The following is a 24,799-nucleotide window of genomic DNA, read 5'->3' as shown; positions in this document are numbered from 1 at the left end:
GGCTACACGGTGGGGGCGAGCTGGACGGCCGCATCCCGCAGCGTCACCACGTCGCGATCGGCCCGGAGCCACTGGAAGATCGTGCGCAGCCGCTCCAGCTTGCGCGAGGTGGGCACGCGCAGATCCCGCTGCTGGCGCACGAGCTCGGGCGGAATGCCATCGTCCGCGTCCAGCACGTCCACCGCGTGCAGCTCCAGGTTGAAGAAGACGTCCTCGTGACAGGCCCGCCAGGCGGCCTCGACGGCCAGCAGGGGCAGCGTGGTGACGAAGGTGCCGATGAAGGGGAAGCGCACGCCGGGCACCACCGTCATCGGCAACTCCAACACCGCGCCCGCGCCACGCGTGTAGGGCCGCGCCGGATCCGGCCAGTAGGGCGTGCGCGGCGCGAGCAACACCCGGGGCGAGTCCAGCACCGCCCGCGAGGGACGCCGCAGCACCGCCAGCGCCCCCATCACCGCCGCCTTCGCCGCGTAGTACGGGGTGGCGGGGAACGCCGAGGAGCCATAGCGGTAGCCCCGCTCCACCATCGCCGCGTACAGGGCCGCGTTGAGCGTGTAGCCCGGGGCGCGAAAGCCCACCGGACGCACTCCCGTGGCCGCCTCGAGCACCTCGTCCGCGCGCCGCAGGTCCTCGCGGATGGCGTCGGGCGAGCGGCGCGTCAGCGCGTAGTCATGCGAGTAGCTGTGACTGGCCACCTCCACGCCCACCGCGCGCGCCTCGCGCAACACCCCGGCGGCCAGCGCGTCTCCCGCCACGTCCTCGCCAATGGCGAAGAGCGTTCCGGGCACGCCCACCCGGGCGAGCAGCTCGAGCAGCCGGGGCACCGCCGTGGCGTAGACGAGCCTCCGGGCGCGCGCGTCCAGCAGCGACTCGGGCAGTCCGTGGATGCGGCAGTAGTGCGGCAGGGAGTCCAGATCGACGGAGATGGATGCGAGCCGCGGCGCCATGCGCGTGCCTCCTGGGGACTTCGGGGACGCTCGGGGCGTCAGGTGCCGCGGATGCGGATGACGTAGACGAGCTTGCCCACGTTCTTGAGCACGTTGGGCACGCGCTTGAAGAGGTGGATGGAGGGCTGACGCTTCTCGTGCAGCTTGATGGGGATCTCCACCACGCGCAGCCCCTGGCGCCAGGCGCGGATGACGAACTCGCTGGCGAACACGTCCATGTCCACCACGCACTGGGCCACCACGGGCAGGAGCGCCTCGCGCCGGAAGGCCTTCAGGCCATGGGTGTCCGTGCCCTGGAAGTCCAGCACCACGCGCAACAGTCCGTTGTGCACCCGTGTGGCGAGCCGGCGCACCAGGGGCCGCTCATCGCTCGCGCCCTTGGCGGCCTTGGAGCCCACCACCATGTCCACGCCCCCCTTCTCCAGCAGGGGCAGGGCGGCGTCATAGAAGCTCAGGTCGCACAGATCGATCTCGTCGCAGAAGACGTAGGTGCCGCGCGCCTGCTGGATGCCCGCCTTGAGCGCCACGCCATAATTGGGCCGCTCCGAGTGGAACCAGCGCAGCCGCGGGTTCTCCTCGCACATGTCCTGGAGGATGCGCGGCGTGGCGTCGCGCGAGCCATTCTCCGCGAAGATGATTTCGTAGTCCCAACCGCGCGCATCCAGGCCCTGCGTGAGCTCCGCCGCGGCGGAGGCGACGATGGATGCCTCGTTGTAGACGGGGATGACGATGGAGAGGTACGGGGCCATGACCGGGCGAGCGACGTAGCACGCCCCCGGGGGTCCGTCGACCGTCAACCACCGTCAACCATTGATGCGCCGGGCGCAGGACCTTCCGGCGAGGATGGCGTCCTCCATGGAGGAGTACTCCCACTGGCCGTAGCGCCCGGCGGGGAGGATGCCCGCGTGCTCCAGGAAGCGGAGGATCTCCGCCTTGGCCGGTCCATAGGCCTCGTCGTAGATGACGTAGGCGTGGGGGATTTCCCGGGCGCGGGTGAAGAGCAGCTCGTCCGCCGAGTGCACCATCCGCGAGCGCACCAGGTCCTCCACCGCGAGCGCCTCGGCGCGATCCAGGGACAGCTCGCCGTGGTGGCTGTACTCCACGGAGAAGGTGGCGGTATCCGGAGGGGCCAGGGGCGCGTACACCGCCGAGGGCGAGCCGATGCGGTACGCGTGGAACTCGGGCTCGGGCAGGTAGATCCAATGCCAGGGCTGGCGGTTCTTCCCCCGAGCGGCCACGCACACGTAGGTGACCGTGGTGGCGCGCAGCCGGCCCGCGGCGGCCAGCACCTCGTCCGGCACGCGTGCCCCTCCCTTGTCGAGCAGCCGAACGAGCCCGGGAAGGGAGATGGAGGAGATGAGCTGCGAGTAGCCGAGCGTACGCCCGTCCGACAGAGTGACGACGCGGGCCTTCCAGTCGATGGCGGTGGGCTCGAGGCCGACGCGCACCTCGCCGCCGCTCAGGTGGGAGAGCATGGCGCGGGCGAGGCTCTCGATGCCGCCCTCGCGCGGGTAGAGGAAGGAGGCGTTGTAGCCGAACGCGTCGCTGCCCACGCCCAGCGCCCCGTCCACGACTTCCTTGAGGGTGGGCCGGGGCACGAAGCGCCCCACCCAGGCGGCGGACATCTCCGAGGGGTCCACCGTCCACAGCTTCTTGTTGTAGGGGAACATGAAGTTCCGGGCGAACCCCTCCCCCATGTAGCGCAGGATGAACTCGGCGAAGTCGCGCGGCTCACGCTCGCGCAGCTCCCGGCCCTTCTCCCCGTAGATGGCCTCCACGTAACCCACGAGGTTCTCCGCCACCACCTCGGGCGGCAGGCCGTGGGTGTTCACCTGGTAGGGAAAGCGGGTGAACACCCCGCGCGAGAAGATGCCCGCCTTGCGCTGGATGGACACGAGTTGATCCGGCATCCAGCGGGTGTTCACCAGTTCCTTGATCTCCGGATCCCTCAAGTGCAACCAGTGGCCGGTGGCATCGAAGAGGCACCCCTCGAGCACCTCGGTCTTGATGAGCCCACCGACGCGCTCGGACTTCTCGACGAGGATCCAGGGATGTTGCAGGAAGTGCGCGGCCGAGAGCCCCGCGAGGCCCGCGCCCAGGATGACGATGGGTTGCATGGAAAACAGGGGTCTAGCACCCTCTCGCGCCACATCAAGGGGTCCTCTGCCCGCCTGCCCTACCGCCACCCGCCCGACGTCGCGTTCTTTGCCGCCTGGAAAACGCCTCTGGTAACCTGCTGGCGCTGCGTGAGTCCGGCTGCTCAGGTCCGAGGGCCCCCGCTGAAGGAAACCCATGAAAGTCTCGTGCCCGTCTTGCCAGACGAATTACAACATCGATGACAAGCGGATCCCACCGGGGGGCGCGAAGCTCAAGTGCGCGCGGTGCCAGAACACCTTCCCCATCAAGGCCGAGGAGCCGCGTCCCCCCACTCCCGCCGCCATTCCGCTGCCCGGACCCAGCGCGCCCGCCGCCGTTCCGCTGCCCGCCCCCACGCCGCCCCAATCGCGCGTGAGCCCGGCCCCCAACGACTACGCCCGGCAGGACTACCCGGAGACCACGCGCGTGGTGGCCATGCCGCTGCCCTCCGCCGCCTACCGGGACAACCAGCCGCCCGCCGCCGTCCCGCTGCCCGCCCCCACCACGGGTGGCTTCGACATCAGCACGTCCGAGCCTTCCTCCGCGTACACCTCGGACCCGTCCCTGAACGCATCGGGGGGCGCCGTGCCCCTGCCCGGGGCCTCTGACTTCGACTACGCCCAGGATCCCTACGCCCAGGATGCCGTCGCCCTGCCGCCTCCGGCGTCCTCCGGGGAGCCGTACGCGTACGCCCAGGATCCCTACGCCCAGGATGCCGTCGCCCTGCCGCCTCCGGCGTCCTCCGAGGAGCCGTACGCGTACGCCCAGGATCCCTACGCCCAGGATGCCGTCGCCCTGCCGCCTCCCGCGGCGGATCCGTACGCCGCCGATGACGGGTTCGGCGCGTACTCCGGGAGCGCACCCGGAGCGGATGCGTTCGCCCTGCCGCCACCTCCCGCGGCCGACGACGGGTTCGCCTCCGCGGGCGCCGACGACGCGTTCGCCCTGCCGCCCCCGCCGGCCGCGGATCCGTACGCCTCCGCCCCGGTCGAGGAGGATCCCTTCGCCCTGCCACCCCCGCCGGCCGCGGATCCGTACGCCTCCGCCCCGGTCGAGGAGGATCCCTTCGCCCTACCCCCGCCGGCCGAGGAGCCCATCGCCGCCGCCGTCATCGAGGAGGAGGACCCCTTCGCCCTGCCGCCTCCCGCGGCCGACGCGGCCGCCATGGACTACTCCGCGCCGATGGTGTCCGGGCCCGCCTCGATGGACGTGGGCCTCGACTTCTCGGAGCCTCCGCTGGCGGCGCCCGCGTCCATCCCGGACGCGCTCGAGTTCGATCCCTCCGCTCCGCCCCCGGCGGGCGGGGATGATCTCGAAGTGGACCTCTCCGCGCCGCTGCCGCCGCCGCCCACCACGGGCTCGGCCGATGGCCTGGAGATGCTCAGCTTCATCGACGACGCGGCCAAGGGCAGCGCCAACAAGGCCCGGCCCCAGGTCAAGCGCTTCCAGGTGCGCCGCCGCTCGGGCAAGGTCTTCGGCCCGTTCGAGGAGGGCGTGATCGTCAAGATGCTCGAGGATGGCCAGCTGCTCGGCAACGAGGAGGTCTCCGCGGACGGAGAGGGCTGGTCACCCATCGGGACGGTGCCGCTGTTCGCCACGGCCATCGCGAAGCTGATGGAGGGCCCGGCGGCGCCTCCCGCCGCGGCCGCTGCCGCCGCGGCGCCCGCCACCGAGTCCGGCGCCAAGGCCGCTCCGGCCGCGGGCTCCAACACCGCCGCCAACATGGAGCGCATCAATCAGCTCTATGGCGGCCGCATGGCCCAGGTCTCCGTGGTGGACAGCACCTCGCGCGCGGAGATCATCCTCGGCAAGCTGAAGAAGCGGCTGCCGCTGGTGATCTCCGTCGCGGCCGGAGTGGTGGTCATCATCACGGGGCTGAGCTTCGGCGCCACGCGCTATGGCGTCTTCGGCATGAAGAAGTTCTTCCCCGCGCAGATCAAGCCCGGAGCCGAGGGCTACGCGGACGTGGAGGCCGCGCGCAAGGCGCTGTTGCAGGACTCGCTCCAGGGCTACACGCAGGCGCGCGAGGCCACCGCCCGGGTGCTCGCGGACAAGGAGTATCCCGAGGTCCGCGCGCTCTGGTGCCAGTCCATCTTCTACCTGCAGCGCCGCTACTCGGCCGCCAACAGCGGTGAGCTGTCGCGCTGCCAGTCCCAGGAGGAGCAGGGCAACCTGGAGCTGATGGGCGAGCTGCACCCCGAGTACCTCAAGTACCGGGCGGGCGCGGCACTGAGCCAGCGCGATCCGGACGCGGCGCTCGCGCACCTGGGCAACGCCAACCAGGGCGACGTGGAGGTGGCGCTCCTGCTCGCCGAGGCCCAGGCGGCCAAGAAGCGCAACGAGGACGCCATCGCGACGCTCCAGCAGGTCGTGGAGCGGCAGCCCGAGCTGGCCAAGGCCCAGCATGCCCTGGGCAACCTCTACCAGGAGGAAGGCAAGGCGGACGAGGCGGCCAAGGCCTACGAGGCCGCGCTCAAGGCGGACCCCTCGCACATCATCTCCGCGGTGGAGCTGGCCTCGGTGGAGCTGCTGCTGCGCAAGCAGGCGCCCCAGAAGGGCTTGGAGGCCGCCGAGCGCGCGCTCGACGAGAAGCTCGGAGCGGGCATGGGCGCCTCGGAGCTGTCGCGCGCCCGCACCCTCAAGGGCATCGCCCTCTTCCAGCTCGCCAAGATTCCGGAGGCCGAGCAGGAGCTGCGCATCGCCGTGGAGAAGGATCCCGAGTCCCGCCTGGGCAAGCGCTATCTGGGATACGTGCTCCAGGCCCAGCGCAAGTTCGAGGAGGCCCTGCCCTTCTTCGAGACGGCGGCCAAGGCCGAGCCGGAGGACAGCGAAGCGGTGAATGGCTACGCCTCGCTCCTGGTGACGCTCGGCAAGATGGAGGAGGCCAAGACGCAGGTGACCGAGGCGCTCCAGCGCTTCCCGGACAACGCCCACCTCGAGTACCTCCAGGGCCGCATCACCGAGGCCGAGGGCGGCAACAGCGCCGCCGAGGAGCACTACACGCGTGCCCTCAAGGCCAACGCCCAGCTCGTCGAGGCCCAGGTGGCGCGCGGTCGGCTCCACCTGCGCCTGCGCCACGCGGAGCAGGCCAGGGCGGACTTCACGGAGGCCGCCGGCAAGGCGCCCGAGACCGCCGTGGTGCACGTGGGCCTGGGCGAGCTGGCGCTCTCCGAGGGGGACACCGCGCGGGCCCAGGAGGAGTTCGAGCGCGCCGTGGGCTTCGACGCCCAGTCGGCCGAGGCCCACCTGGGACTGTCGCGCATGGCGCTGCTCGCCGGCGACCTGGACAAGGCCCAGAAGGAGATCGACAAGGCGATGGAGCTGCAGCCGTACGCGCTCCCCGGCGGACGGCTGCAGCGCGGCATGGTGATGTGGCGCCAGGGCAAGCTGGACGAGGCCGTCGCCGAGCTGGAGCAGGCCAAGAAGCAGGACCCGCGCGACGTGGGCCTCGCCATCAACCTGGGCGCCGTCAACTTCGAGAAGGGCGTCGCCGCCCGGAAGGCCCAGAAGGAGAACGACGCCACCGCGGGCTTCAAGGAGGCCGAGGCCAACCTGACGCAGGCGCTCAAGCTCGAGCCCTCCAACGCCGAGGCGAACTTCTACCTCGCGCAGGTGAAGGCCCAGCGCGGCGAGTTCGACCAGGCCATCGAGAACATGAAGACCGCGGTGGAGCGCGCGTCCAAGCGGGCCGACTACCACTTCGCCCTCGGCATGATCTACCGCGACGCCAAGCAGCCCGGAGAGGCCATCGAGGCGTGGAAGAAGACCGTCGAGCTGGATCCCAAGCGGCTCGACGCCTACGAGGCCCTGGGCCATGCCCACATGGATCGCAGCGAGGTCGACGACGCCCTCAAGGCCTTCCAGGCGGCGCTCAAGGTGAACCCCAAGAGCAGCCAGACCCTGGCCTCCATCGGAGACGCGCACTTCACCGCCATGCACTGGCGTGACGCCGTCCGCTCCTACGAGCAGGCCCTCAAGACGGACCCGGGCCTCACCGGCCTCTACTACAAGCTGGGCCGTGCCTGGGGCGAGCAGAACCAGTACGGCAAGGCCATCGACTGGTACACCAAGGCCGTCGTGGCCACGCCGGACAACGCCGACAGCTGGTACCACCTGGGCTACGCCTACAAGGAGAAGGGCAAGAAGAAGGACGCCGTCAAATCCTTCCGCGAGTACCTCTCGCGCAAGCCCGACGCGCAGGATCGCAAGGAGATCGAGGACGAGATCACCTTCCTCGAGTAGTCCCGGGGTCCCCCCCGGGCGTCCTATTCCGGGCGCCCGGGCGCTTCCTGCCTTGCCCGGTGGCCGTGGGGTGACTACAAACCGCCGCCATGCTGGATCTCAAGAACGTCGCGCAGAACTTCGATGCGGTGGTCGCCCGGCTGCAATCCCGGGGCGGCAGCCTGGACCTCGGCCCCTTCAAGAGTCTCGTGTCGGAGCGGCGCGACCTCTACGTGGCCATGGAGTCGCTCTCCGCGCGCCGCAACGCCGCCAACGAGGAGATGAAGCGCAAGGCCAAGGAGGATCCGGCGGCGCTGGAGTCCCTGCGCGGCGAGATGCGCGCCGTGTCGCAGAACATCAAGGAGAAGGAGGCGCGGCTCAAGGAGGTGGAGGAGGAGCTCAGCCGCATCCTGCTGCTCATCCCCAACATCCCGCACGAGTCCGTGCCCGAGGGAGCGAGCGCCGAGCAGAACGTGCAGGTGCGCATCTGGGGAGACAAGCCCCAGCTGCCCTTCACGCCCAAGCAGCACTTCGAGCTGGGCGAGAAGCTCGGGATGCTGGACTTCGAGCGCGCCGCGAAGGTGTCCGGCTCGCGCTTCACCTTCTACAAGGGAGCGCTCGCGCGGCTGGAGCGCGCGCTCGTCTCCTTCATGATCGACGTGCACACCCAGAAGGGCTACGTCGAGCTGCTGCCGCCCTACCTCGTGCTGCGCGAGACGATGATGGGCACCGGCCAGCTGCCCAAGTTCGAGGACGACGCCTTCAAGACGGCGGGCGAGCCCGAGCGCTTCCTGATACCCACCTCGGAAGTGCCCGTCACCAACTACCACGCGGATGAAATCCTCGAGGGCGAGGCGCTGCCCCTGCGCTACTGCGCCTTCAGCCCGTGCTTCCGCGCCGAGGCGGGCGCGGCGGGCCGCGACACCCGGGGCCTCATCCGCCAGCACCAGTTCCACAAGGTGGAGATGGTGAAGTTCGCCTCGCCGGAGACGAGCCTCGACGAGCTGGAGAAGATGACGGACGACGCGTGCGACATCCTGCGGCGCCTGGGCCTGCACCACCGGGTGATGCTGCTGTGCACCGGCGACATGGGCTTCTCCGCCCGGAAGACGTACGACATCGAGGTCTGGCTGCCCGGCCAGGGAGCCTACCGGGAGATCTCCTCCTGCTCGGACTGCGGCGACTTCCAGGCGCGCCGGGCGAAGATCCGCTTCCGTGCCCAGAAGGGGGACAAGCCGCAGCTCGTCCACACGCTCAATGGAAGCGGCCTGGCCGTGGGGCGCACGAGCATCGCCATCCTGGAGAACTATCAGCGCGAGGACGGCACCGTCGTCATCCCCGAGGTGCTGGTGCCGTACATGGGCGGGCTCAAGGAACTGCGGCCCTTGTGAAAAGACGTTGTTGCAATGGGCGTCGGATGTTGTAGAAGGGCGGCCCACGCAGTTCGGTGGGTCGCGCGGCTCCACGACGTGGAGGAGTGGCCGAGCGGCTGAAGGCAGCGGTCTTGAAAACCGCAGGTGGCGAAAGCTTCCCGTAGGTTCGAATCCTACCTCCTCCGTTTAGTTGTCCGTGGTTCTTTGACAGGTCTGGCACACTGGAGAGATGGCCGAGAGGCTGAAGGCACAGGTTTGCTAAACCTGCATACTCGAAAGGGTATCGAGGGTTCGAATCCCTCTCTCTCCGCCACTCATCAAAAGGTTGTAGAAGCAGGCGGAAAAAAGTTGTTGTGGTAGGTCGGCAGTGGTTGTAGGAAGCGGTAAGAAGGAAACGGCAAGCTCCCTTAGCTCAGCTGGATAGAGCGTCGGACTACGAATCCGAAGGCCGGAGGTTCGAATCCTCCAGGGAGCGCCATCTTTCCCCGGTCCTCTTCCCCCCCCATGAGTCTGGACGAAGCTTTCATGCAGCAGGCGCTCGCGCTCGCGCGGGAAGCCGCTGGACTCGGGGAAGTACCTGTCGGCGCGGTAGCGGTCCACGATGGCAAGGTCATCGGAACGGGCTTCAACCGACGCGAGATCGACCGCAACCCCCTGGCTCACGCGGAAATCTTCGCGATGGACGCGGCGGCCAAGGCCTTGAACGCTTGGCGACTCTCTGGTGTCACCCTGTATGTGACGTTGGAACCCTGCGCGATGTGCGCGGGAGCGCTGGTTCAATCCCGGGTTACCCGACTGGTTTTCGGAACCCCGGATCCCAAGGCGGGCGCTGTCGGCTCGCTCTACAACCTGGCCGAGGAGCCCCGGCACAATCACCGGCTCCAGGTCACGAGTGGCATCATGGCGGACGAGAGCCGCCAGGTTTTGAAGGACTTCTTCGAGCGGCTGCGCGCGAAGAAACGCGACAAGTGAATATTGGAGAGCTGGCCGAGTGGTCGAAGGCACCTGACTCGAAATCAGGCATACCGGGAACGGTATCGTAGGTTCGAATCCTACGCTCTCCGCAGATAGTCTCATGGAGAGGTGGCCGAGCGGTTGAAGGCGCACGCCTGGAACGCGTGTATATCTGAAAGGGTATCGTGGGTTCGAATCCCACCCTCTCCGTTGTTGTTGTCGTAGCTGAAGAGCTTGTGGTCGGGACAACGTGGGGACGTGAATCCCGCCAGGTCCGGAAGGAAGCAACGGTAGCGCACCTCCGCGTGTGTCCCGGCCGTTCTTGTGAAGGAGCCGAGCCCCCTGCCCAGGGAGTTCGGCTCCTTCTTTTTTGGCCGCCCGCTCCGCCGCTCGCTCAGGGCCGCGCGAGCATCGTCTCGCGCCCCACCCGCCCCATCACCCGGAAGCCCGCCGACTGGAGTTCCGCGAGGGCCCGGCCCTCGAAGGTGACGGCACGGTTGAAGCGCGTGTCCCGCATGGCCCGCTGGAAGTTCGCGTCCTGGGGCCAGTCGCACGTCATCCAGGGGATGTTCTTGCCGATGTAGAAGAAGCCCCCGGCGCCCCACAGCCCCTCGTTGACGATGAGCAGGCCCCGCGTGTCCTCGCTCCGGGTGGCCGAGACGATGGCGCGGAACTGATCCCCACGCAGATCCTCCGAGAGGAAGAAGAAGCCCGGCACCACCGCGGTGAGCAGGAGCAGCGCGCCCCCCACCGCCCGCCAGGCCGCCCTCTCGCGGGACACCACGAAGCCCGCGGCCACCGGGGCGGCGGCCAGCACGAGCAGCAGCAGCCCCGGGTAGAGGAAGCGCTCCTCCTTGTGGGCGGTGAAGAGGAGCGCGGTGAGGTAGCCCACCGCGCACAGGGCAGGCAGGGACAAGGAGCGTCGCTGGCGCCAGGCGGCCCAGACCAAGGGGAGCACCAGCCAGACCCACCCGGGGAGGCCACGCAGCCAGGGGCCCAGGTAGAACGAGGGAGGCGAGGCACCGAACTGTCGCGCCGCCTGGCCCGAGAGGACGTTGAAGTCGACGTAGGCCAGGAACGAGTGGAAGGGTCGGCCCCACGTCACCTGGTCGAGCACTCCCAAGCCCACGGCGACGACACCTCCCGCGAGGCAGGTCCAGGCGAGGGTCCGCCACCGCCGGGCTCCCACCAGCCAGACGAGCGCCATCAGCACCATCACCGCCGAGCCATAGCGCACCACTACCGCCAGTCCCAGTGCCGCTCCGCCCACGAGGCCCGCGCGCGCGGAGCGCTCCGGACGATCCAGGGCCTCCATGGCCACCACCAGGAAGGCGCCAGAGAGCGACTCCCCCAGCGTGCGGCCCGCGAAGACGAGCACCGGGCCATAGAGGCCCACGGCGAGCATCGCGAGCAGTCCGCCTCGAGGTCCGACGCGCCGCTCGGCGAAGCGGTACGCGGCCCACAACATCCACCCGTGCAGGGCCACCTGGGGGACGGCGAGCAGTGCCCGGTAGGCCACCGGGTGCGTGAGGCCCAGCACCGAGGCGAGGCGCAAGAGTCCCGAGGCCACGAGGGGCGCGGCCCAGTTGCGCAGGCCCACCCGCCACTCCCACGCCAGGACGCCATACCCGTGGGCGCGGAACCAGGCCGGCTCCAACAACTGGTACACCTCGTCCGGGTGGATGCGCCCGAGCTGCGCCACCGCGAGCAGCGCGGGCAACAACGCCACGCCCGCCCCCACCCATGGACCCCACGCGGGCATCCCCCCCTGACGGGTAGTCGCACTGGAGATGGGTTCAGGGGTAGCGGGAAGTGGGGTCAGCGGCGCGGGAACGGTCATCGGGAGGCTCGGCGTGACTCTCCCTAGCCTCCCGGGCGAGCGCAAGGCGGGCGACGCCTCCGACCCCGCGTGAAGTGCCCGACTTCCGGAGTGGTCTCCCCGTTTTCCGGGAAGTGACCTCGAAAGTCGAGTGGAACGCGCGGAAGACGTGCGTTGGAGAGGACGCCATGGTTAGATTCACCTACCCCCATGAGCTACCTCGTTCTCGCCCGTAAATGGCGCCCGCAGACTTTCGACGACATGACCGGCCAGGAGCACGTGGTCCGCACCGTCGCCAACGCCATCAAGATGGACCGGGTGGCGCACGCCTACCTGTTCTGCGGACCGCGAGGCGTGGGCAAGACGACCGCCGCCCGTCTGCTCGCCAAGGCCCTCAACTGTGAGAAGGGGCCCACCGCCAACCCCTGTGACACCTGCCAGGCGTGCCGGGAGATCGCCGCGGGCACGTCGGTGGACGTGGCGGAGATCGACGGTGCCTCGAACAACGGCGTGGAGAACGTCCGGGAGATCCGCGAGAACGCCAAGTACCTCCCGCAGCGCGACCGGCACAAGATCTACATCATCGACGAGGTCCACATGCTCTCGGGGGCGGCGTTCAACGCGCTCCTCAAGACGCTGGAGGAGCCGCCCGGCCACGTGAAGTTCATCTTCGCGACCACCGAGGCACACAAGCTCCCGGACACCATCCTCTCGCGCTGCCAGCGCCACAACTTCCGGCGCATCCCCGCCAAGGTGATGCTCGATCGGCTCAAGTACATCTGCGAGCAGGAGAAGGTCGCCATCTCCGAGCGGGCGCTCTCCATGGTGGTGCGCCAGTCCGAGGGCGGCATGCGCGACTCGCTCAGCCTCCTGGATCAGATCTTCTCCGCCTGTGGCGCCAACCCCAGCGACGAGGCCGTGGCCGATGCCCTGGGCGCCATCGATCGCACGGTGGTGCAGGACTTCGCCGAGGCCCTGGTGCGCAAGGACGCCAGACGCGTGCTCGAGCGCGTGGAGGAGGTCTTCAACCGCGGCACGGATCTCAAGCGGCTCACGGAGGAGCTCGCCCTGCAACTGCGCCACCTCTTCGTGGCCAAGACGCTGGGCGAGGCCCCCACGGAGCTCGCCGAGACCGAGCGCACCGCGCTCAGCGCGCTCGCCAAGGACGCGGACGCGGCGCAGATCTCCCGCCTCTTCGACATCGTGCACGGGTGCGTGTGGGACGTGTCGCGCGCGGCCCAGCCCCGACTCGCGTTGGAGATGGCCCTGCTCAAGGCCATCCAGCTCTCGCCCGCCGGCTCCATCCCGGACCTGCTCGCGCGCGTGGATCGTCTCGCCGCCGGCCTGGGCGCCGAGGACGGCCACAAGGTAGCCCCTGGAGCGCCCGGAGGTCGCTCCAGCCCGGCCAACTTTCGCGCCCACTGAGCGCGCGCCCGCGCCCGCCCCCCGCCCTCCCGTGGCCGAGCCCCGCGCCCGGCCGCGATCGCCCGTGACCTGCCTCCGGCGAGCCCCGTGCCCGCCCAACCCGTGGTGCGCGTGACGAACGTGCGGCCTCCCCCGCGGGCGCCACTTCCCACGCCGGAGCCGCCTCCCGTCGAGGACGAGCGCTACTTTCCCGAGGAGGGCCCGGCCGACGGCTGCGCGTCCGGCGAGTGCCTCCCGGACGAGCCGCCTCCGCCCCAGAGCGAGTTCGCCCCCTCGAGCGAACCCGAGCCTCCGCCCATGGAGGCCCCGTCCATCGAGCCCACCACCCACCGGGGAGCGCCCCTGCACATGGCCTCCATGGCCATGTCTGGCCGCGACAATCCCCGGCGTCCGCTCCAGGACCGGTGGCGCGCGGCCGTGGACACCATGCGTCAGGCCTCGGGCCGGCACGCCAAGTCGCTCGCCTGTGGCCGCCTCTTGTGGATCCGCGAGGGAGAGGTGGCCATCGCCTACCCGCCCAAGGATGGCTTCCACAAGACCACGGTCTCGGGCACCGGGCGCGCCATCGTCGAGAAGGCCCTCTCCGAGCACTTCGGCCGCCCCACGAAGCTCGTGGTGCAGGACTGCGCGGAGGGCGACAAGGTGGCGGAGGGGGACAGCGGCCCGGGCACGGGCGCGGGACTCATCAGCCTCGCCGAGCAGGATGCCTCCGAGCGGGCCGCGTACGAGAAGAGCACCGAGGGCCGGGTTCGCGCCCATCCCGCGGTGCGTGCCACCCTCAAGCTGCTCGGCGGGGAGATCGAACACATCCAGGTCTACGACCTGCCCGTGCGTCCGGTGGCTGCCCCGACGAGCGAGTCTCCTGACGAGAGCCCCTGACAACGCGCTCGACCGACGCTAGGGTGCGCGCTCCGATTCACCCCGAGCGGGCGCGTGTCCCGCCCGCTCGCACGCCCCAAGAGGAAGCACATGCCCGGCATCGACCTGAACTACTTCATCCGTCAGGCCAACAAGCTCACGGAGAAGATCGAGCAGCGCAAGAAGGAGTTGGCCGAGGAGACCGTCGAGGCGCAGGCCGGCGACGGCCGGGTCAAGGTGGTGGCCAACTGCGTGCAGGAAGTGCGCAGCATCAAGATCGACAAGTCCCTGGTGGACCCGAACGACCTGGGCCTGCTCGAGGACCTGGTGACCGCCGCCGTCAACGCCGCCCTGGCGAGCAGCCGCGAGAAGATGCAGCGGGAGTTGGGCAAGATCTCGGGCGGAGTGAAGATCCCCGGTGTTACGTGAGCTCGAATGACGCCTGATCCTCTCAACCGCCTGGTCGCCCAGCTCGCGAAGCTCCCCGGCATCGGGGAGAAGACCGCCCAGCGCCTCGCCTTCCACATCCTGCGTGCCCCGGGCGAATACGCCATGGACCTGTCGCAGGCCATCCGCGAGGTGAAGGAGAAGGTGCACCTGTGTGGCCGGTGCTTCTCCCTCACCGACGCGCACCTGTGCGGCTTCTGCCAGGATCAGCGGCGCGATGACCGCGTGGTGTGCGTGGTGGAGTCCTTCGCGGACCTGATGGCCCTGGAGCGCACGCGCGAGTTCAAGGGGCGCTACCACGTGCTGCACGGCGTGCTCTCGCCCCTGGACGGCGTGGGGCCCGAGCAGCTGCGCATCAAGGAGCTGCTCGAGCGGCTCGGGGATGGGCGGGTGGAGGAGATCATCCTCGCCACCAACCCCGACGTGGAGGGCGAGGCCACCGCGCTCTACCTCACGCGCCTGCTCAAGCCCGCAGGCATCCGCGTGAGCCGCATCGCCCAGGGTCTGCCCATGGGGGGAGACCTCGAGTACGCCGACCAGGCCACGCTCGCCAAGGCCCTCAGCGCCCGGCGCGATCTCTAGCGTCCCGGACGGGCTAGCGCGTGACGCGGTAGCCCAGCGGCAGCACCACCGTCACCGCGTCACCGCGGTGCGCGGGAAAACGCAACCGGTTCAACCGCTGCTCCAGGCACTTGCCCAGCGGGCGCTCCGCCAGCGCGCCCTGGGTGCTCGTCTCCGCCCGGCCCGAGGACTGGATGGTGAAGCGCATCCGCACCTCGCCCTCGTCCGCGCGCAGGTCCTCCTTGTGCCGCTCGAAGCAGGACAGGTAGCTCGCCCGGTTGCGCGTCACCACGCGCTGGATGTCCGCGACCTCCAACGAGGCAGGCACCTTGCCCTTGCCCGACGCGGACGCCTGCCGGGAAGAGCCCCGCCCCGCCTGCCGTGTCCTGGGCGCCTCCTTGTCGGCAGGATCCGCGAGAGGCGACCGGGTCCCCGCGTCCGCGAGGGACTCGGGCTTCGGAGCACCGCTCTCCACCTGGGCCAGGGAGGGAGTCTCCTGGACGGGGGAAAGCGCTGGGGTGGAGGCCCGACGCGAGACGAGCACGGCCCCCACGCCCACCAGGCACAGCGCCAGCGCCCCGGCGGCCCACGGCGGCCACCCGCCAGGCGGCCCGGACCTCCGTCGCGGAGCGTCCGTGACCATCGGGGAGCGCACCACCTTGGAGCCGCCCCCCTTCCCGGACGGGTCGAACGGCGGGACGAACGTCTTCTCCCGGTAGCGCTCCTCGCCCACGCTCGTGCGCAGGTACGCGGCGAGGTGGGTGGGAGTCGCCGGAGGGTACTCACGCGACAGCAGCCGCTCGAGCGCGTCGGCGAACTCGGCAGCGGAGCCATGGCGGCGCGCGGGCGCGGGGGCCATCGCCTTGAGCACCACCGCCTCCAGCTCCGGGGACAGCTCGGGCCGCAGGGCGCGCGGGCGTGGGAAGTCCCCCTCGCGCAGCGCATCCAGCACCGCCGCGTCCCGCTCCCGGGCGAAGGGGCGCACATGGGTGAGGGCCTCGTAGAGGCACACGCCCAGGGAGAAGACATCCGCGCGCCGGTCCACCACCCCGCCCAGGGCCTGCTCGGGCGCCATGTAGATGACCTTGCCCTTCATCTCTCCCGGGCGCGTGGCGGCCCCTCCCGCCTGGGCGACGCCGAAGTCCAGCACCTTCACCTGCCCCTCGAACGTCACGTACAGGTTGGAGGGTGACACGTCGCGGTGGACGATGTTCAGCGGCTGGCCCGAGGCGTCGACGAAGTCGTGCGCGTAGTGCAACCCACGCGCCGCGTCGGCGAGCACCCGCAGCACCAGGGGCACCGGCATGAACTCCCCGCGCAGGCTCGCCAGGCGCACCAGGGTGGAGAAGTCCTCGCCGGCGAGCCACTCCATGCAGAGGTAGGCGCGGCCCTCCACGCTCCCCTGCTCGTACACGCGCACCAGGTGGGAGTGCACCAGTTGCGTCGCCAGGCGGCCCTCCTGGCGCAGCATCTCCAGGAAGTCCGGCTGGCCCACCAGCGCCTGGCGGATCCGCTTGATGACGACCTCGCGCGCCCCGTCCTGTCCGTCCGAGCGCCGGGCGAGGAAGATTTCCGCCATTCCGCCCTCGGCCAGCTTGCGCCGGAGCACGTACGGCCCGAAGGCCTGGCGTATCCATGGGCCCGGAGTGGTGGGGTCCGCCGGGGGAGGAGGAGTTTCCGTCATGGGCAAGCGGGGCGTGTTCGCCTTCGCACACGGGGGGACGCCTGGCCTGGAAGCCGCCCCCCCGCCGAGCGCAAGAAGGAGGGGGGTGAGACGCGTTCGAAGTTCGAGCGGACCCCGATGGGCGCAGTATAGTGGATACCGGATGATTTCCCCGGTAATGGGTGGATCCATCCGGAATTTTGAAATCCCCTTCGCATGGATGATGCTCCCCTCCCGATGACGGCCTTCCCCTCCCCCCTGCACGCGCACGGTCGCCCGGCGCGCGGACCACTGCGCACAGAAGGTGGCGGCTTCTTGCGGGGTGGCAGGGGCTTTGCTAAAGCTCCCCGGGTCGGGAGCACCGCACCTAACCTCCGAAATTCACTCCGGAAACCGGCAGGGGCCGCCGAAGCACAGGTCGAGCGAGACGCGTAGGAGCGTAAACGCCCATGGGCACGCAATTGGTGATGTACGAAGAGGAGTTCACCAAGATCAACGCGGTTTGCGACCGGCTGACCAAGGACGCGAACGCGAAGGTGGTGTTCCTCGTCGACAAGAACGGTCAGCTCATCTCTTCCGCGGGGCAGACCCAGAACATCGACACCACGTCACTGGCCTCGCTGACGGCCGGCAACGTGGCGGCGATGGGCGGCTTGGCCAAGCTGATTGGCGAGAACGAGTTCCCCCATCAGTTCCACGAGGGGGCCAAGGACTCGCTCTACATGACCATCGTGGGCAGCCGCGTGGTCCTGGTCGTCATCTTCGACAACCGCACGAGTCTCGGCCTGGTGCGCCTGCGCATCAAGAAGGCCAGCGACGAACTGACCAAGATCTTCGAGAGCCTCGTGAAGAAGACCGATGGTCCCGGTGTCGGCTCTCCGTTCGCCGAGATTTCCGACGACGATATCGACAACCTCTTCAGCGAGTAATCCGAGAAGCCATGTCCTTCATCAACTACTCGTCTCGCGAAATCAACTGCAAGATCGTCTACTACGGTCCCGGGTTGTGCGGGAAGACGACGAACCTGCAGTACATCTACAACAAGACCGCCGCGGAGACGAAGGGCAAGCTCATCTCGCTCTCCACGGAGACGGACCGCACGCTCTTCTTCGACTTCCTGCCGCTGTCGCTCGGGGAGATCCGCGGCTTCAAGACGCGCTTCCACCTGTACACGGTGCCCGGTCAGGTCTTCTACGACGCCAGCCGCAAGCTCATCCTCAAGGGCGTGGACGGCGTGGTGTTCGTGGCCGACAGCCAGGTCGAGCGCATGGAAGCCAACATGGAGTCGTTGGAGAACCTGCGCATCAACCTGGCCGAGCAGGGCTACGACCTGAACAAGATCCCCTCCGTCATGCAGTACAACAAGCGCGACCTGCCCAACGCGGTCTCGATGGAGGAGATGCACAAGACGCTCAACGCGCGCAACATCCCCGAGTACCAGGCGGTGGCCCCCACGGGCGTGGGCGTCTTCGACACGCTCAAGGCCGTGGCCAAGCTGGTGCTCACGGAGCTCAAGAAGGGCGGCTAGGTGTTTCCCGCCCAACCCGGGGGCGAGGCCCAGGCGGCCTTCGCCAGTGGACGGATGCGCACGGAGTAGACTCCGGGCCAGCCACCTGAGTCCCGGGGGGACGGGAGACATGGAGAAGCTGGCCGTCGTGTCGTCATCGCCGTTGTTCGAGATGCTCTCCAGCGCGGAACTCGCCTACCTGGCCGAGCTGTCCGAGCAGCGGCGCTACTGCGCCGGGGACGTGGTGTTCGAGGAGGGCGAGCGCGGAGACTGCCTCTACCTCATCGCCCGGGGAGAAGTGGAGCTGACGCGGCGGGATGGCGGCGGCGTGTCCCGGCCCCTCACGGTGCTCGGCGCGCCGGGCTTCTTCGGAGAGATGAGCCTCATCGATCTCGAGGACCGCTCCGCCACCGTGCGGGTACGCACGGACACGGAGCTGTTGCGGCTCACCACCGAGCACCTCGCCACCTTCCGGCAGCAGCACCGCGACGGCTTCACCTTCGTCGTGCTCAACATCGCGCGCATCCTGTCGGCCCGGGTGCGCGAGGCCAACGCCCGGCTGTCCGCCCGTCAGGGCTGAAACGCGCGGGGGCTCCAGCCGATGTCCGCGAGGAAGCCCTTGCTCTCGGCGATGAACTGCGGTGCCAGGCCCGGCGCGCACGCGAGCACGTCCCCGTAGCCCACCCGGTACGGCTCCCCGTCGATGCGCACCATCACCCCACCCGCCTCCGCCACCAGCAGCGCTCCCGCCGCCTCGTCCCAGGGCTTGAGGCCAAACTCGAAGTAGCCGTCGAAGCGCCCCGCCGCCACGTACGCCAGATCCAACGCGGCGCTGCCCGTGCGCCGCATGCCCTGCGCCCGGACGATGAAGCGCCGCAACATCCCCAGCGGCCCCTCGGGCTTGTGGTGCACGTCATAGGGAAAGCCCGTGCACAGCAGGGCGCGCGAGAACTCCGTGCACCCCGAGACCTTCAACGCCCGTCCGTTGAGCGTCGCCCCCTCTCCCCGCGCCGCGGAGAAGAGCTCCTCGAGCATCGGATCATAGATGGCACCCGCGAGCAGCCCGTCCGGACCCTCCACCCCCACGCTCACGCAGAAGTGCGGCACCTGGTGCGCGTAGTTGGTGGTGCCATCCAGCGGATCCACGATCCACCGGATGCCCGAGCCCTGTGAGGCGCCGCTCTCCTCGGCCAGCACCGAGTGGTGGGGGTAGTGCTGGCGGATGAAGCCGAGCACCGCCGCCTCCGCCGCGCGGTCCGCGTCGGTGACCAGATCGATGCCCCCCTTGTACTCGATGGTGCGCTCGCCATGGAAACGCTCGGCGAGCACGCGTCCCGCCAGACGGGCACCTTCCTCGGCGATACGGCGCAGCGTGGCCGGAGACTCATCGGACATGGGACGACTTCCTCCAGGGGACTCCGGGTTCACTGCTCCGACAGCAACTCCTCGATCTCGTTCTGGTACTTCATGAGGTACTCCTCGGCGAAGCCCTCGTGCATGTAGCGCACGTGCCCCTTGCGATCGACCAGCAGCATGGTCGGCAGGCCGCGCACGCGCAGCACCTTGTCCGCCACCGCCGCCTGTGCGTCGAGCAGCACGGGCAGCGCCACCTTCGTCTCCGCCAGGAAGGGCGGCACGGCGCGCACGTCCTCGTCCACATTGAGCGCGTAGACCTTCAGGCCCCGCGCGCCGTAGTGCTTCGCCAGTTCCTGGTACAGGGGAAGCGCGTCGCGGCAGGGCTCGCACCAGGTCGCCCACACGTCGATGAGCACCACGCTGCCGCGATCCTCGGAGAGCGAGTAGGGCTCACCGCCGGGATGGCGCTTGACGGTGAACTCCAACGGCTCGCCTCCCCCCAGACCCGCCTGGGAGGTGCGGAGCGCGGACCCGGTGAGCGGCGGCATCGCGGAGACACAGCCGGACAGGGCGAGTGAGGTCAGCAGGAGTCGAATGGAACGCATGGCCTAGCCCTCCCCCATCCGGGCGCGCAGCGCGGCGAGCAGCTTGTCGATGAAGCCCCCGAAGGAGCCATTGCTCATGACGAGCAACACGTCACCCGGCTGGGACTCGCGCGCCACGCGCTCCACGAGCGAGGGCACGTCCACCGTGGAGTCGGCGGCGATGCCCTGCGCCTTGAGCGCCTCGATGACACGGGGCACGTCCAGTTCCTGGTCCACGGGCACCTTGTCATGGCGCTCGGGCACCTTGAGGCTCGCACGCGCGGCGCCGGTGAAGGCGTGGGCGTAGTCCTCCTGGTGGATGTTGCGGCGGCTCGTGTTCGATCGGGGCTCGAAGATGGCCCACAGCCGGCGCTCCGGGTAGCGGTGGCGGATGGCGGCGATCGTCTCGCGCACCGCCGTGGGATGGTGCGCGAAGTCGTCCACCACGAGGATGCCGCCCACCTCCGCGCGCACCTCCTGGCGCCGCTTCACGCCCTGGAAGGTGGCGAGCCCCCGGCAGATCTCCTCGAACGACAGACCCAACCCCCGCGCCGCGGCGATGACGCTCAGCGTGTTCTCCACGTTGTGCATGCCGGAGAGCGTCACCAGCGCGGTGCCCAGCACGCTGCCCCGCTCCACCACCTCGAAGCGCGCGCCCTCGGGACCGAAGCGCACGTTGCGCGGGGTGTAGTCGGCCTCGGCGCCCTCGCGGGCCACATAGGTGATGACCTCACCCGGGCACGCCCGCGCGAGCTTCACCGCGTTGGGGTACGCGGCACACACCACCAGCCGGCCGTCCTTGGGGATGAGCCGGACGAACTTGTCGAAGGTGGACTCGTAGTGCGGCAGGTCGCGGAAGATGTCCGCGTGGTCGAACTCCACGCTCGTGAGGATGGCCGTCTTGGGCCGGTAGTGCAGGAACTTGGAGCCCTTGTCCCAGTAGACGGTGTCGTACTCGTCGCCCTCGACGACGAAGTGCGCGCCCTTGCCCACCCGGTAGTTGCCCGCGTAGTTCTGGGTGACGCCGCCCACGAGGAAGGACGGATCCCTCCCCGCCTCCACCAGGACGTGGGCCATCAGCGAGGACGTGGTCGTCTTGCCGTGGGTGCCCGCCACCACCACCGAGTGCGCGTGCTCCAGGAAGAGCGAGCCCAGCGCGGCCGGGAAGCTCATCTGCGGCAGGCGGCGCTCGCGCACGGCGGTGGCCTCGGGATTCACCCGGCGGATGACGTTGCCGACGATGACCAGGTCCGGCCGGACCACGTCGAGGTTCTCCGGCTTGTAGGGCGTGAGCGCCTGGATGCCCCAGGCGCGCAGCATGTCGCTCATGGGCGGGTAGACGTTCTCGTCGCTGCCGGTGACGTCGTAGCCCGCGGCCTTGAGCATGCCCGCGAACGAGCCCATGCCCGTGCCGGCCACGCCGATGAGGTGGATGCGGCGCACCGCGCCGGGAGAGAGGGTGTCGAGGACGTTGCCGTTGTCGTCAGCCATGTGCTTTCGGGGTGAGGTCGTCGAGCCCGAGGGAATCCACGACGAGGTCATGAAAGATGGGGCGGAAGTCGCGGATGCGCACTTCCTTGCGGCCGTGCGCCACGCGGTTGGTGACGAGCGCCACCACGAGCGAGCGGCGCAGGTCCACCCAGAGACTGGTACCGGTGAAGCCCAGATGGCCCACCGCGCCCGGAGGCGTGTCACCGATGAAGTGGCCCGCGCTGGACAGGCCCTCGGAGGGAGAGTCGAACCCCATGGAGCGCGTGCTGCCCGGCAGGAGCGGATCCGTGGCCAGCGCGCGGAACCACAGCGGCCCGGGGGCGATCGCCGCGTCCCCCGCGCACCCGGCGAGGATGGCCTGGCCGAAGCGCGCCACGTCCACCGCGGTGCCGAAGAGGCCCGCATGGCCGCTCACACCGTCCAGCACCCAGGCGTTGTCGTCATCCACCTCGCCGAGGACGGAGGGCCGGGACGGAAGCTCGCCCCACATCGTCTCCTGACCGGGAGCGGGCTCGCGAGGACGGGTGGCCCCCGTGGGCGCGACGAGGCCATCCGTGGGAAAATCCGTGAGCCGGTGGTAGCGCGCGCCGAGCCCGAGAGGCCCGGCGACATGGCGCGAGAAGAGGATGTCCAGAGGCGCCCCACCCACCCGGGCGAGGATCTCCCCGAGGAGGATGAAGCCCACGTCGCTGTAGGCGGTGCGGGTGCGCCACGGGGCCGCGAGCGGCGTGCGCGCGGCGGCCTGGATCACCTCGTCCCGGACCCGGGCGCGCGTGGTGGAGGAACAGGCGGGGTCCAACAGCTCGGGAGTGGAGGTGAGCGCCTCGGCGAAGAAGGGCACGAAGGGGGGCAGACCCGAGCGGTGGTAGAGCAGGTCCGCCACGGTGGCGCCGGCGTCCCCCACGGGCGAGCCGGGGAAGAAGCGCGCCACGGGCGTCTCGGGGCCCACCTTGCCCTCGGTCCACAGCCGCAGGAAGAGCGCCGTGGTGTTGAGCACCTTGGTGAGGGACGCCAGATCGAAACGCGTGTCGCCGGTGACGGGCCCCGCCACCCCGCCGAAGACCTGGACGCCCCGGTGCAACACCACGGCCTGGGCGGACGGGAAGATGCCGAGCGTGACGGCCTCGTCGAGCACCTGCTGGAGCTGGGCGATGGGATGGGAGCTCATGCCTGGACCGCGCCCTCGAGGAAGGTGAGGAGGGCGGCGCCGGCGTCCAAGCGCACGTGGGTGCCCAGGGCGACGGGATAGTTGGGCGTGTCGTGGCCGATGGGGAAGCCCGCCGCGCACGGCAGTCCCGTCTCCTCGGCGAGCGAGCGCAGGACATCCGCGGAGCCGTAGGGCGAGTCCTTGTTCTCGCAGTCGGTGAACTGGCCGAGCACGATGCCACGCACACGATCGAAGACGCCCGCGAGCCGCAAGTGCGTCCACATCCGGTCGAGCCGGTAGGGCTTCTCGCCCACGTCCTCGAGCAGGAGGATGGCGCCATCGAGCGGCGGCAGGTAGGGCGTGCCCAGCAGCCGCGAGAAGACGGAGAGGTTGCCCCCGAGCAGCGGCCCCTCGACGACGCCCGGAACATAGAGGGTCGTGCCTTGCAGGGGCGGCGGAGGCTCGGGGGACTCGAGGAGACGGAAGAGGTAGTCCTGGACGGCGGGGGGCTGGATCCCCAGGTGGGTGACGACGGGCCCGTGGATGGAGACGCGCCCCGAGGCCTGGAGCACCGCGTGCAGGGAAGTCATGTCGGAGAAGCCCACCAGGGCGGAGGGGGCGAGATCCTTGAAGGACAGCGACGGCAACAGACGCATGGAGCCGTAGCCGCCCCGGGCACAGAAGATGGCGCGGGACGAGGTGTCGGAGAGCGCCGCGGACAGCTCCTCGGCCCGGCGGGCATCGCTCCCGGCGAGGTAGCGCCACGCGTCATAGAGATCCGGCCGATAGGTGGGCGTGTAGCGCTGTCCGAGCACCTCCAGACCCTTCTCGAACGCCTGGACGTCGAAGGGGCCGGCGGGGGCGACGACCTGGACGGTGTCGCGAGGACGCAGGGGAAGGGGTTTGAGCCAACGCACAGGCGCTTCATACCACCCGGGACGCGATGCGCCCGTGCTTCGAACAGGGGCTGTCCAGACGACAACCTCCCTCCCCGCTCTCCAGCCTACCCCTCGGTCCGCTCCAGCACGGCGGCGAAGAAGGCATCGCAGCCGTGCAGGTGCGGCGCGCAGACCCAGAAGCCATCCCGGGCGCACGAGCCCAGAGCACCGGACCCCTCCGCCGGCACGAGCCGGAACTCGGGAGCGTCCCGCAGGAACCCGAGCACCAGGTCCTCGTTCTCCGCGCGGTTGACGGTACAGGTCGCGTAGACGAGGCGGCCTCCCGGGCGCACGAGCGAGCGGGTCCGGTCGAGGATCTCCCGCTGGACCCGGGGCAGCTCGGACAGGGAGGACGGCGCGAGACGGAAGCGCAGGTCCGGTCCACGCCGCAGGGGACCGAGTTCCGAGCACGGGGCATCCACCAATACCCGGTCCACGAGCAGTCTCTCGGGGGGAGCGCGCAGCACGTGGACATTCGAGACGCCCGCCCGGGCACAGCGCTGCAGGAGGCGGTCGAGCCGCCCGGCATCCGGGTCATACGCCAGCAACCGGCCCTGGTTCTCCATGGCGGCACCGAGCTGGAGCGTCTTGCCCCCCGCCCCCGCGCACAGGTCGAGAACGGTCTCGCCGGGATGAGGCTCGACGAGCAGCCCCAGGAGCTGACTGCCCTCGTCCTGCACCTCGAAGAGACCCTCGCGCAGGGAGGCGAGCCCATAGAGGTTGGGCCGGGGGCCGACGACGTGGAGCGCCAGGGGGCTGAGGAGCCCGGGCTGGGTCTCGACGCCCTCGGAGCGCAGCCGGGCCTGGAGGGAGTCGCGGTCGGTGCGCAGGCGGTTGACGCGGAGGGTGACGGGGCCGGGGACATTGAGGTGGGCACAGAAGTCCTCGGCGGCGGGGCCCCACTCCCGGGCGAAGTGGTCGGCGAGCCAATCGGGGAGGGAGCAGCGCAGGGCGAGGGACGGAGGCACGTCCGGGACAAGGGGTGGAGGCGGTGTACCAACCTCGGCGAGCCGCGCGGCCACATCGGACGGAAGGCCCGCGAGCAGGTGCAGGAAGGCGTAGAGGAGGGAGGACGCGGGGGGGTCCACCGGGGTACCGAGATGGAAACCGAGCCGGCGGCGCCACAGGGAGACGTTGAAGAGGGCCTCGGCGAGGACCTGGCGCTGGTCGCGCGAGAGGTGGCGATGGGCGCGGAGGGTGCGGTCGAGGGCGCGTTCCACGGGCTGGCCCGAGAGGACCAGGGAGAGGGAGGCGGTGACGAGGGAGGCGAGTCCTTCGAGGGCCAACCAGGGAATCGAGCGAAGTCGTGCGAGTGGGTCGAAACAGGTTGTTGACAGGAGAGACTCCCTTCTCTAGAAAGCACCTCGTTGTC

General features: G+C 69.8%; 21 protein-coding genes, 5 tRNA genes and 1 other RNA gene. 16 read left to right on the top strand and 11 right to left on the bottom strand.

The genetic code is table 11. The annotated features are described in order from the left end of the window. Positions 1 to 2: 2 nt before the first annotated feature. The 3 genes from CYFUS_RS12370 to CYFUS_RS12360 are packed head-to-tail and all read right to left on the bottom strand — an operon-like array spanning position 3 to position 3,064. Positions 3 to 947, bottom strand: coding sequence for a polysaccharide deacetylase family protein (locus CYFUS_RS12370; protein WP_095985399.1), 945 nt, complete (start codon positions 945 to 947; stop codon positions 3 to 5). 38 nt (positions 948 to 985) lie between these two features. Beyond that, entirely contained in the window at positions 986 to 1,696 is a 711-nt protein-coding gene (locus tag CYFUS_RS12365; protein WP_095985398.1) for a glycosyltransferase family 2 protein, read from the bottom strand. 54 nt (positions 1,697 to 1,750) lie between these two features. Continuing rightward, complete coding sequence (locus CYFUS_RS12360; protein ID WP_095985397.1) at positions 1,751 to 3,064, bottom strand: protoporphyrinogen/coproporphyrinogen oxidase; 1,314 nt, start codon at positions 3,062 to 3,064, stop codon at positions 1,751 to 1,753. Between the two features lie 175 nt (positions 3,065 to 3,239). On the opposite strand from CYFUS_RS12360, the gene CYFUS_RS12355 reads away from it, so the two are divergent. From CYFUS_RS12355 to ffs, 9 genes are all read left to right on the top strand, one after another. Further along, positions 3,240 to 7,325 (top strand): tetratricopeptide repeat protein, encoded by a 4,086-nt coding sequence (locus CYFUS_RS12355; protein ID WP_095985396.1) that lies wholly within the window; start codon positions 3,240 to 3,242, stop codon positions 7,323 to 7,325. 89 nt (positions 7,326 to 7,414) lie between these two features. Next, a complete protein-coding gene (gene serS, locus CYFUS_RS12350) occupies positions 7,415 to 8,695 on the top strand; it encodes a serine--tRNA ligase (RefSeq protein ID WP_095985395.1) in 1,281 nt (426 codons plus the stop codon). Between the two features lie 80 nt (positions 8,696 to 8,775). Then, a tRNA-Ser gene (locus tag CYFUS_RS12345) sits at positions 8,776 to 8,862 on the top strand. A 38-nt stretch (positions 8,863 to 8,900) separates the two neighbouring features. Next, a tRNA-Ser gene (locus CYFUS_RS12340) sits at positions 8,901 to 8,990 on the top strand. A gap of 88 nt (positions 8,991 to 9,078) precedes the next feature. Beyond that, a tRNA-Arg gene (locus CYFUS_RS12335) sits at positions 9,079 to 9,155 on the top strand. Between the two features lie 26 nt (positions 9,156 to 9,181). Then, positions 9,182 to 9,649 (top strand): tRNA adenosine(34) deaminase TadA, encoded by a 468-nt coding sequence (gene tadA, locus CYFUS_RS12330; RefSeq protein ID WP_071905325.1) that lies wholly within the window; start codon positions 9,182 to 9,184, stop codon positions 9,647 to 9,649. A gap of 5 nt (positions 9,650 to 9,654) precedes the next feature. Continuing rightward, a tRNA-Ser gene (locus CYFUS_RS12325) sits at positions 9,655 to 9,741 on the top strand. Positions 9,742 to 9,754: 13 nt separating this feature from the next. Continuing rightward, a tRNA-Ser gene (locus CYFUS_RS12320) sits at positions 9,755 to 9,841 on the top strand. A gap of 25 nt (positions 9,842 to 9,866) precedes the next feature. Further along, an RNA gene (gene ffs / locus CYFUS_RS12315) (signal recognition particle sRNA small type) lies at positions 9,867 to 9,955 on the top strand. 70 nt (positions 9,956 to 10,025) lie between these two features. Here ffs and CYFUS_RS12310 read toward each other — a convergent pair. Further along, complete coding sequence (locus tag CYFUS_RS12310) at positions 10,026 to 11,393, bottom strand: glycosyltransferase family 39 protein (protein ID WP_232537519.1); 1,368 nt, start codon at positions 11,391 to 11,393, stop codon at positions 10,026 to 10,028. A 267-nt stretch (positions 11,394 to 11,660) separates the two neighbouring features. Between CYFUS_RS12310 and dnaX the strand changes: the two genes are divergently transcribed. The 4 genes from dnaX to recR all read left to right on the top strand — a co-directional run bounded on the left by dnaX (position 11,661) and on the right by recR (position 14,762). Beyond that, positions 11,661 to 12,875: a DNA polymerase III subunit gamma/tau gene (gene dnaX / locus CYFUS_RS12305; RefSeq protein ID WP_095985394.1), complete on the top strand. Its 1,215-nt coding sequence runs from the start codon at positions 11,661 to 11,663 to the stop codon at positions 12,873 to 12,875. Positions 12,876 to 12,962: 87 nt separating this feature from the next. After that, positions 12,963 to 13,754, top strand: coding sequence for a DNA polymerase III subunit gamma/tau (locus tag CYFUS_RS12300; RefSeq protein ID WP_232537518.1), 792 nt, complete (start codon positions 12,963 to 12,965; stop codon positions 13,752 to 13,754). Positions 13,755 to 13,844: 90 nt separating this feature from the next. Then, complete coding sequence (locus CYFUS_RS12295) at positions 13,845 to 14,162, top strand: YbaB/EbfC family nucleoid-associated protein (protein WP_002626759.1); 318 nt, start codon at positions 13,845 to 13,847, stop codon at positions 14,160 to 14,162. Between the two features lie 6 nt (positions 14,163 to 14,168). Then, positions 14,169 to 14,762, top strand: a complete 594-nt coding sequence (gene recR, locus CYFUS_RS12290) for a recombination mediator RecR (RefSeq protein ID WP_095985392.1) — start codon at positions 14,169 to 14,171, stop codon at positions 14,760 to 14,762. 13 nt (positions 14,763 to 14,775) lie between these two features. Here recR and CYFUS_RS12285 read toward each other — a convergent pair whose 3' ends face one another. Then, complete coding sequence (locus CYFUS_RS12285; protein WP_095985391.1) at positions 14,776 to 16,425, bottom strand: protein kinase domain-containing protein; 1,650 nt, start codon at positions 16,423 to 16,425, stop codon at positions 14,776 to 14,778. 428 nt (positions 16,426 to 16,853) lie between these two features. Here CYFUS_RS12285 and mglB point away from each other — a divergent pair, with 428 nt between their 5' ends. The 3 genes from mglB to CYFUS_RS12270 all read left to right on the top strand — a co-directional run bounded on the left by mglB (position 16,854) and on the right by CYFUS_RS12270 (position 18,491). Further along, positions 16,854 to 17,333: a gliding-motility regulator GTPase-activating protein MglB gene (gene mglB, locus CYFUS_RS12280; protein WP_002626753.1), complete on the top strand. Its 480-nt coding sequence runs from the start codon at positions 16,854 to 16,856 to the stop codon at positions 17,331 to 17,333. A gap of 11 nt (positions 17,334 to 17,344) precedes the next feature. Then, positions 17,345 to 17,932, top strand: a complete 588-nt coding sequence (gene mglA, locus CYFUS_RS12275; RefSeq protein ID WP_002626752.1) for a gliding-motility regulator Ras-like GTPase MglA — start codon at positions 17,345 to 17,347, stop codon at positions 17,930 to 17,932. A gap of 109 nt (positions 17,933 to 18,041) precedes the next feature. Next, a complete protein-coding gene (locus CYFUS_RS12270; protein WP_095985390.1) occupies positions 18,042 to 18,491 on the top strand; it encodes a cyclic nucleotide-binding domain-containing protein in 450 nt (149 codons plus the stop codon). On the opposite strand, the gene CYFUS_RS12265 is transcribed toward CYFUS_RS12270, so the two are convergent. From CYFUS_RS12265 to CYFUS_RS12240, 6 genes are all read right to left on the bottom strand, one after another. After that, positions 18,482 to 19,306 carry an inositol monophosphatase family protein gene (locus CYFUS_RS12265; protein WP_095985389.1) on the bottom strand — a complete coding sequence of 275 codons (825 nt, stop codon included), beginning with the start codon at positions 19,304 to 19,306 and terminating at the stop codon, positions 18,482 to 18,484. The genes CYFUS_RS12270 and CYFUS_RS12265 overlap by 10 nt on opposite strands. Positions 19,307 to 19,335: 29 nt before the next feature. Beyond that, positions 19,336 to 19,872, bottom strand: coding sequence for a TlpA family protein disulfide reductase (locus CYFUS_RS12260; protein WP_095985388.1), 537 nt, complete (start codon positions 19,870 to 19,872; stop codon positions 19,336 to 19,338). A 3-nt stretch (positions 19,873 to 19,875) separates the two neighbouring features. Beyond that, positions 19,876 to 21,342, bottom strand: coding sequence for a UDP-N-acetylmuramate:L-alanyl-gamma-D-glutamyl-meso-diaminopimelate ligase (gene mpl, locus CYFUS_RS12255; RefSeq protein WP_095985387.1), 1,467 nt, complete (start codon positions 21,340 to 21,342; stop codon positions 19,876 to 19,878). Continuing rightward, positions 21,335 to 22,510, bottom strand: a complete 1,176-nt coding sequence (locus CYFUS_RS12250; RefSeq protein WP_095985386.1) for a serine hydrolase domain-containing protein — start codon at positions 22,508 to 22,510, stop codon at positions 21,335 to 21,337. Before CYFUS_RS12250 ends, mpl begins: the two co-directional genes overlap by 8 nt. Next, positions 22,507 to 23,406, bottom strand: a complete 900-nt coding sequence (locus CYFUS_RS12245; RefSeq protein WP_095985385.1) for a S66 peptidase family protein — start codon at positions 23,404 to 23,406, stop codon at positions 22,507 to 22,509. Before CYFUS_RS12245 ends, CYFUS_RS12250 begins: the two co-directional genes overlap by 4 nt. 86 nt (positions 23,407 to 23,492) lie before the next feature. Beyond that, on the bottom strand, positions 23,493 to 24,713 hold the full coding sequence (locus CYFUS_RS12240) for an RsmB/NOP family class I SAM-dependent RNA methyltransferase (RefSeq protein ID WP_198316556.1): 1,221 nt from the start codon (positions 24,711 to 24,713) through the stop codon (positions 23,493 to 23,495). Between the last annotated feature and the right edge of the window lie 86 nt (positions 24,714 to 24,799).

Source organism: Cystobacter fuscus (genome assembly GCF_002305875.1).
In the GTDB taxonomy this organism is placed as follows: domain Bacteria; phylum Myxococcota; class Myxococcia; order Myxococcales; family Myxococcaceae; genus Cystobacter; species Cystobacter fuscus_A.
This window is presented reverse-complemented; position numbering and strand designations above follow the sequence as displayed.

What these genes read in the sequence shown, in the direction of transcription:
- CYFUS_RS12370 (WP_095985399.1), bottom strand. Translation starts at nt 947, where the DNA reads ATGGCGCCGCGGCTCGCATCCATCTCCGTCGATCTGGACTCCCTGCCG.
- CYFUS_RS12365 (WP_095985398.1), bottom strand. Translation starts at nt 1,696, where the DNA reads ATGGCCCCGTACCTCTCCATCGTCATCCCCGTCTACAACGAGGCATCC.
- CYFUS_RS12360 (WP_095985397.1), bottom strand. Translation starts at nt 3,064, where the DNA reads ATGCAACCCATCGTCATCCTGGGCGCGGGCCTCGCGGGGCTCTCGGCC.
- CYFUS_RS12355 (WP_095985396.1), top strand. Translation starts at nt 3,240, where the DNA reads ATGAAAGTCTCGTGCCCGTCTTGCCAGACGAATTACAACATCGATGAC.
- serS (WP_095985395.1), top strand. Translation starts at nt 7,415, where the DNA reads ATGCTGGATCTCAAGAACGTCGCGCAGAACTTCGATGCGGTGGTCGCC.
- tadA (WP_071905325.1), top strand. Translation starts at nt 9,182, where the DNA reads ATGAGTCTGGACGAAGCTTTCATGCAGCAGGCGCTCGCGCTCGCGCGG.
- CYFUS_RS12310 (WP_232537519.1), bottom strand. Translation starts at nt 11,393, where the DNA reads ATGCCCGCGTGGGGTCCATGGGTGGGGGCGGGCGTGGCGTTGTTGCCC.
- dnaX (WP_095985394.1), top strand. Translation starts at nt 11,661, where the DNA reads ATGAGCTACCTCGTTCTCGCCCGTAAATGGCGCCCGCAGACTTTCGAC.
- CYFUS_RS12295 (WP_002626759.1), top strand. Translation starts at nt 13,845, where the DNA reads ATGCCCGGCATCGACCTGAACTACTTCATCCGTCAGGCCAACAAGCTC.
- recR (WP_095985392.1), top strand. Translation starts at nt 14,169, where the DNA reads ATGACGCCTGATCCTCTCAACCGCCTGGTCGCCCAGCTCGCGAAGCTC.
- CYFUS_RS12285 (WP_095985391.1), bottom strand. Translation starts at nt 16,425, where the DNA reads ATGACGGAAACTCCTCCTCCCCCGGCGGACCCCACCACTCCGGGCCCA.
- mglB (WP_002626753.1), top strand. Translation starts at nt 16,854, where the DNA reads ATGGGCACGCAATTGGTGATGTACGAAGAGGAGTTCACCAAGATCAAC.
- mglA (WP_002626752.1), top strand. Translation starts at nt 17,345, where the DNA reads ATGTCCTTCATCAACTACTCGTCTCGCGAAATCAACTGCAAGATCGTC.
- CYFUS_RS12270 (WP_095985390.1), top strand. Translation starts at nt 18,042, where the DNA reads ATGGAGAAGCTGGCCGTCGTGTCGTCATCGCCGTTGTTCGAGATGCTC.
- CYFUS_RS12265 (WP_095985389.1), bottom strand. Translation starts at nt 19,306, where the DNA reads ATGTCCGATGAGTCTCCGGCCACGCTGCGCCGTATCGCCGAGGAAGGT.
- CYFUS_RS12260 (WP_095985388.1), bottom strand. Translation starts at nt 19,872, where the DNA reads ATGCGTTCCATTCGACTCCTGCTGACCTCACTCGCCCTGTCCGGCTGT.
- mpl (WP_095985387.1), bottom strand. Translation starts at nt 21,342, where the DNA reads ATGGCTGACGACAACGGCAACGTCCTCGACACCCTCTCTCCCGGCGCG.
- CYFUS_RS12250 (WP_095985386.1), bottom strand. Translation starts at nt 22,510, where the DNA reads ATGAGCTCCCATCCCATCGCCCAGCTCCAGCAGGTGCTCGACGAGGCC.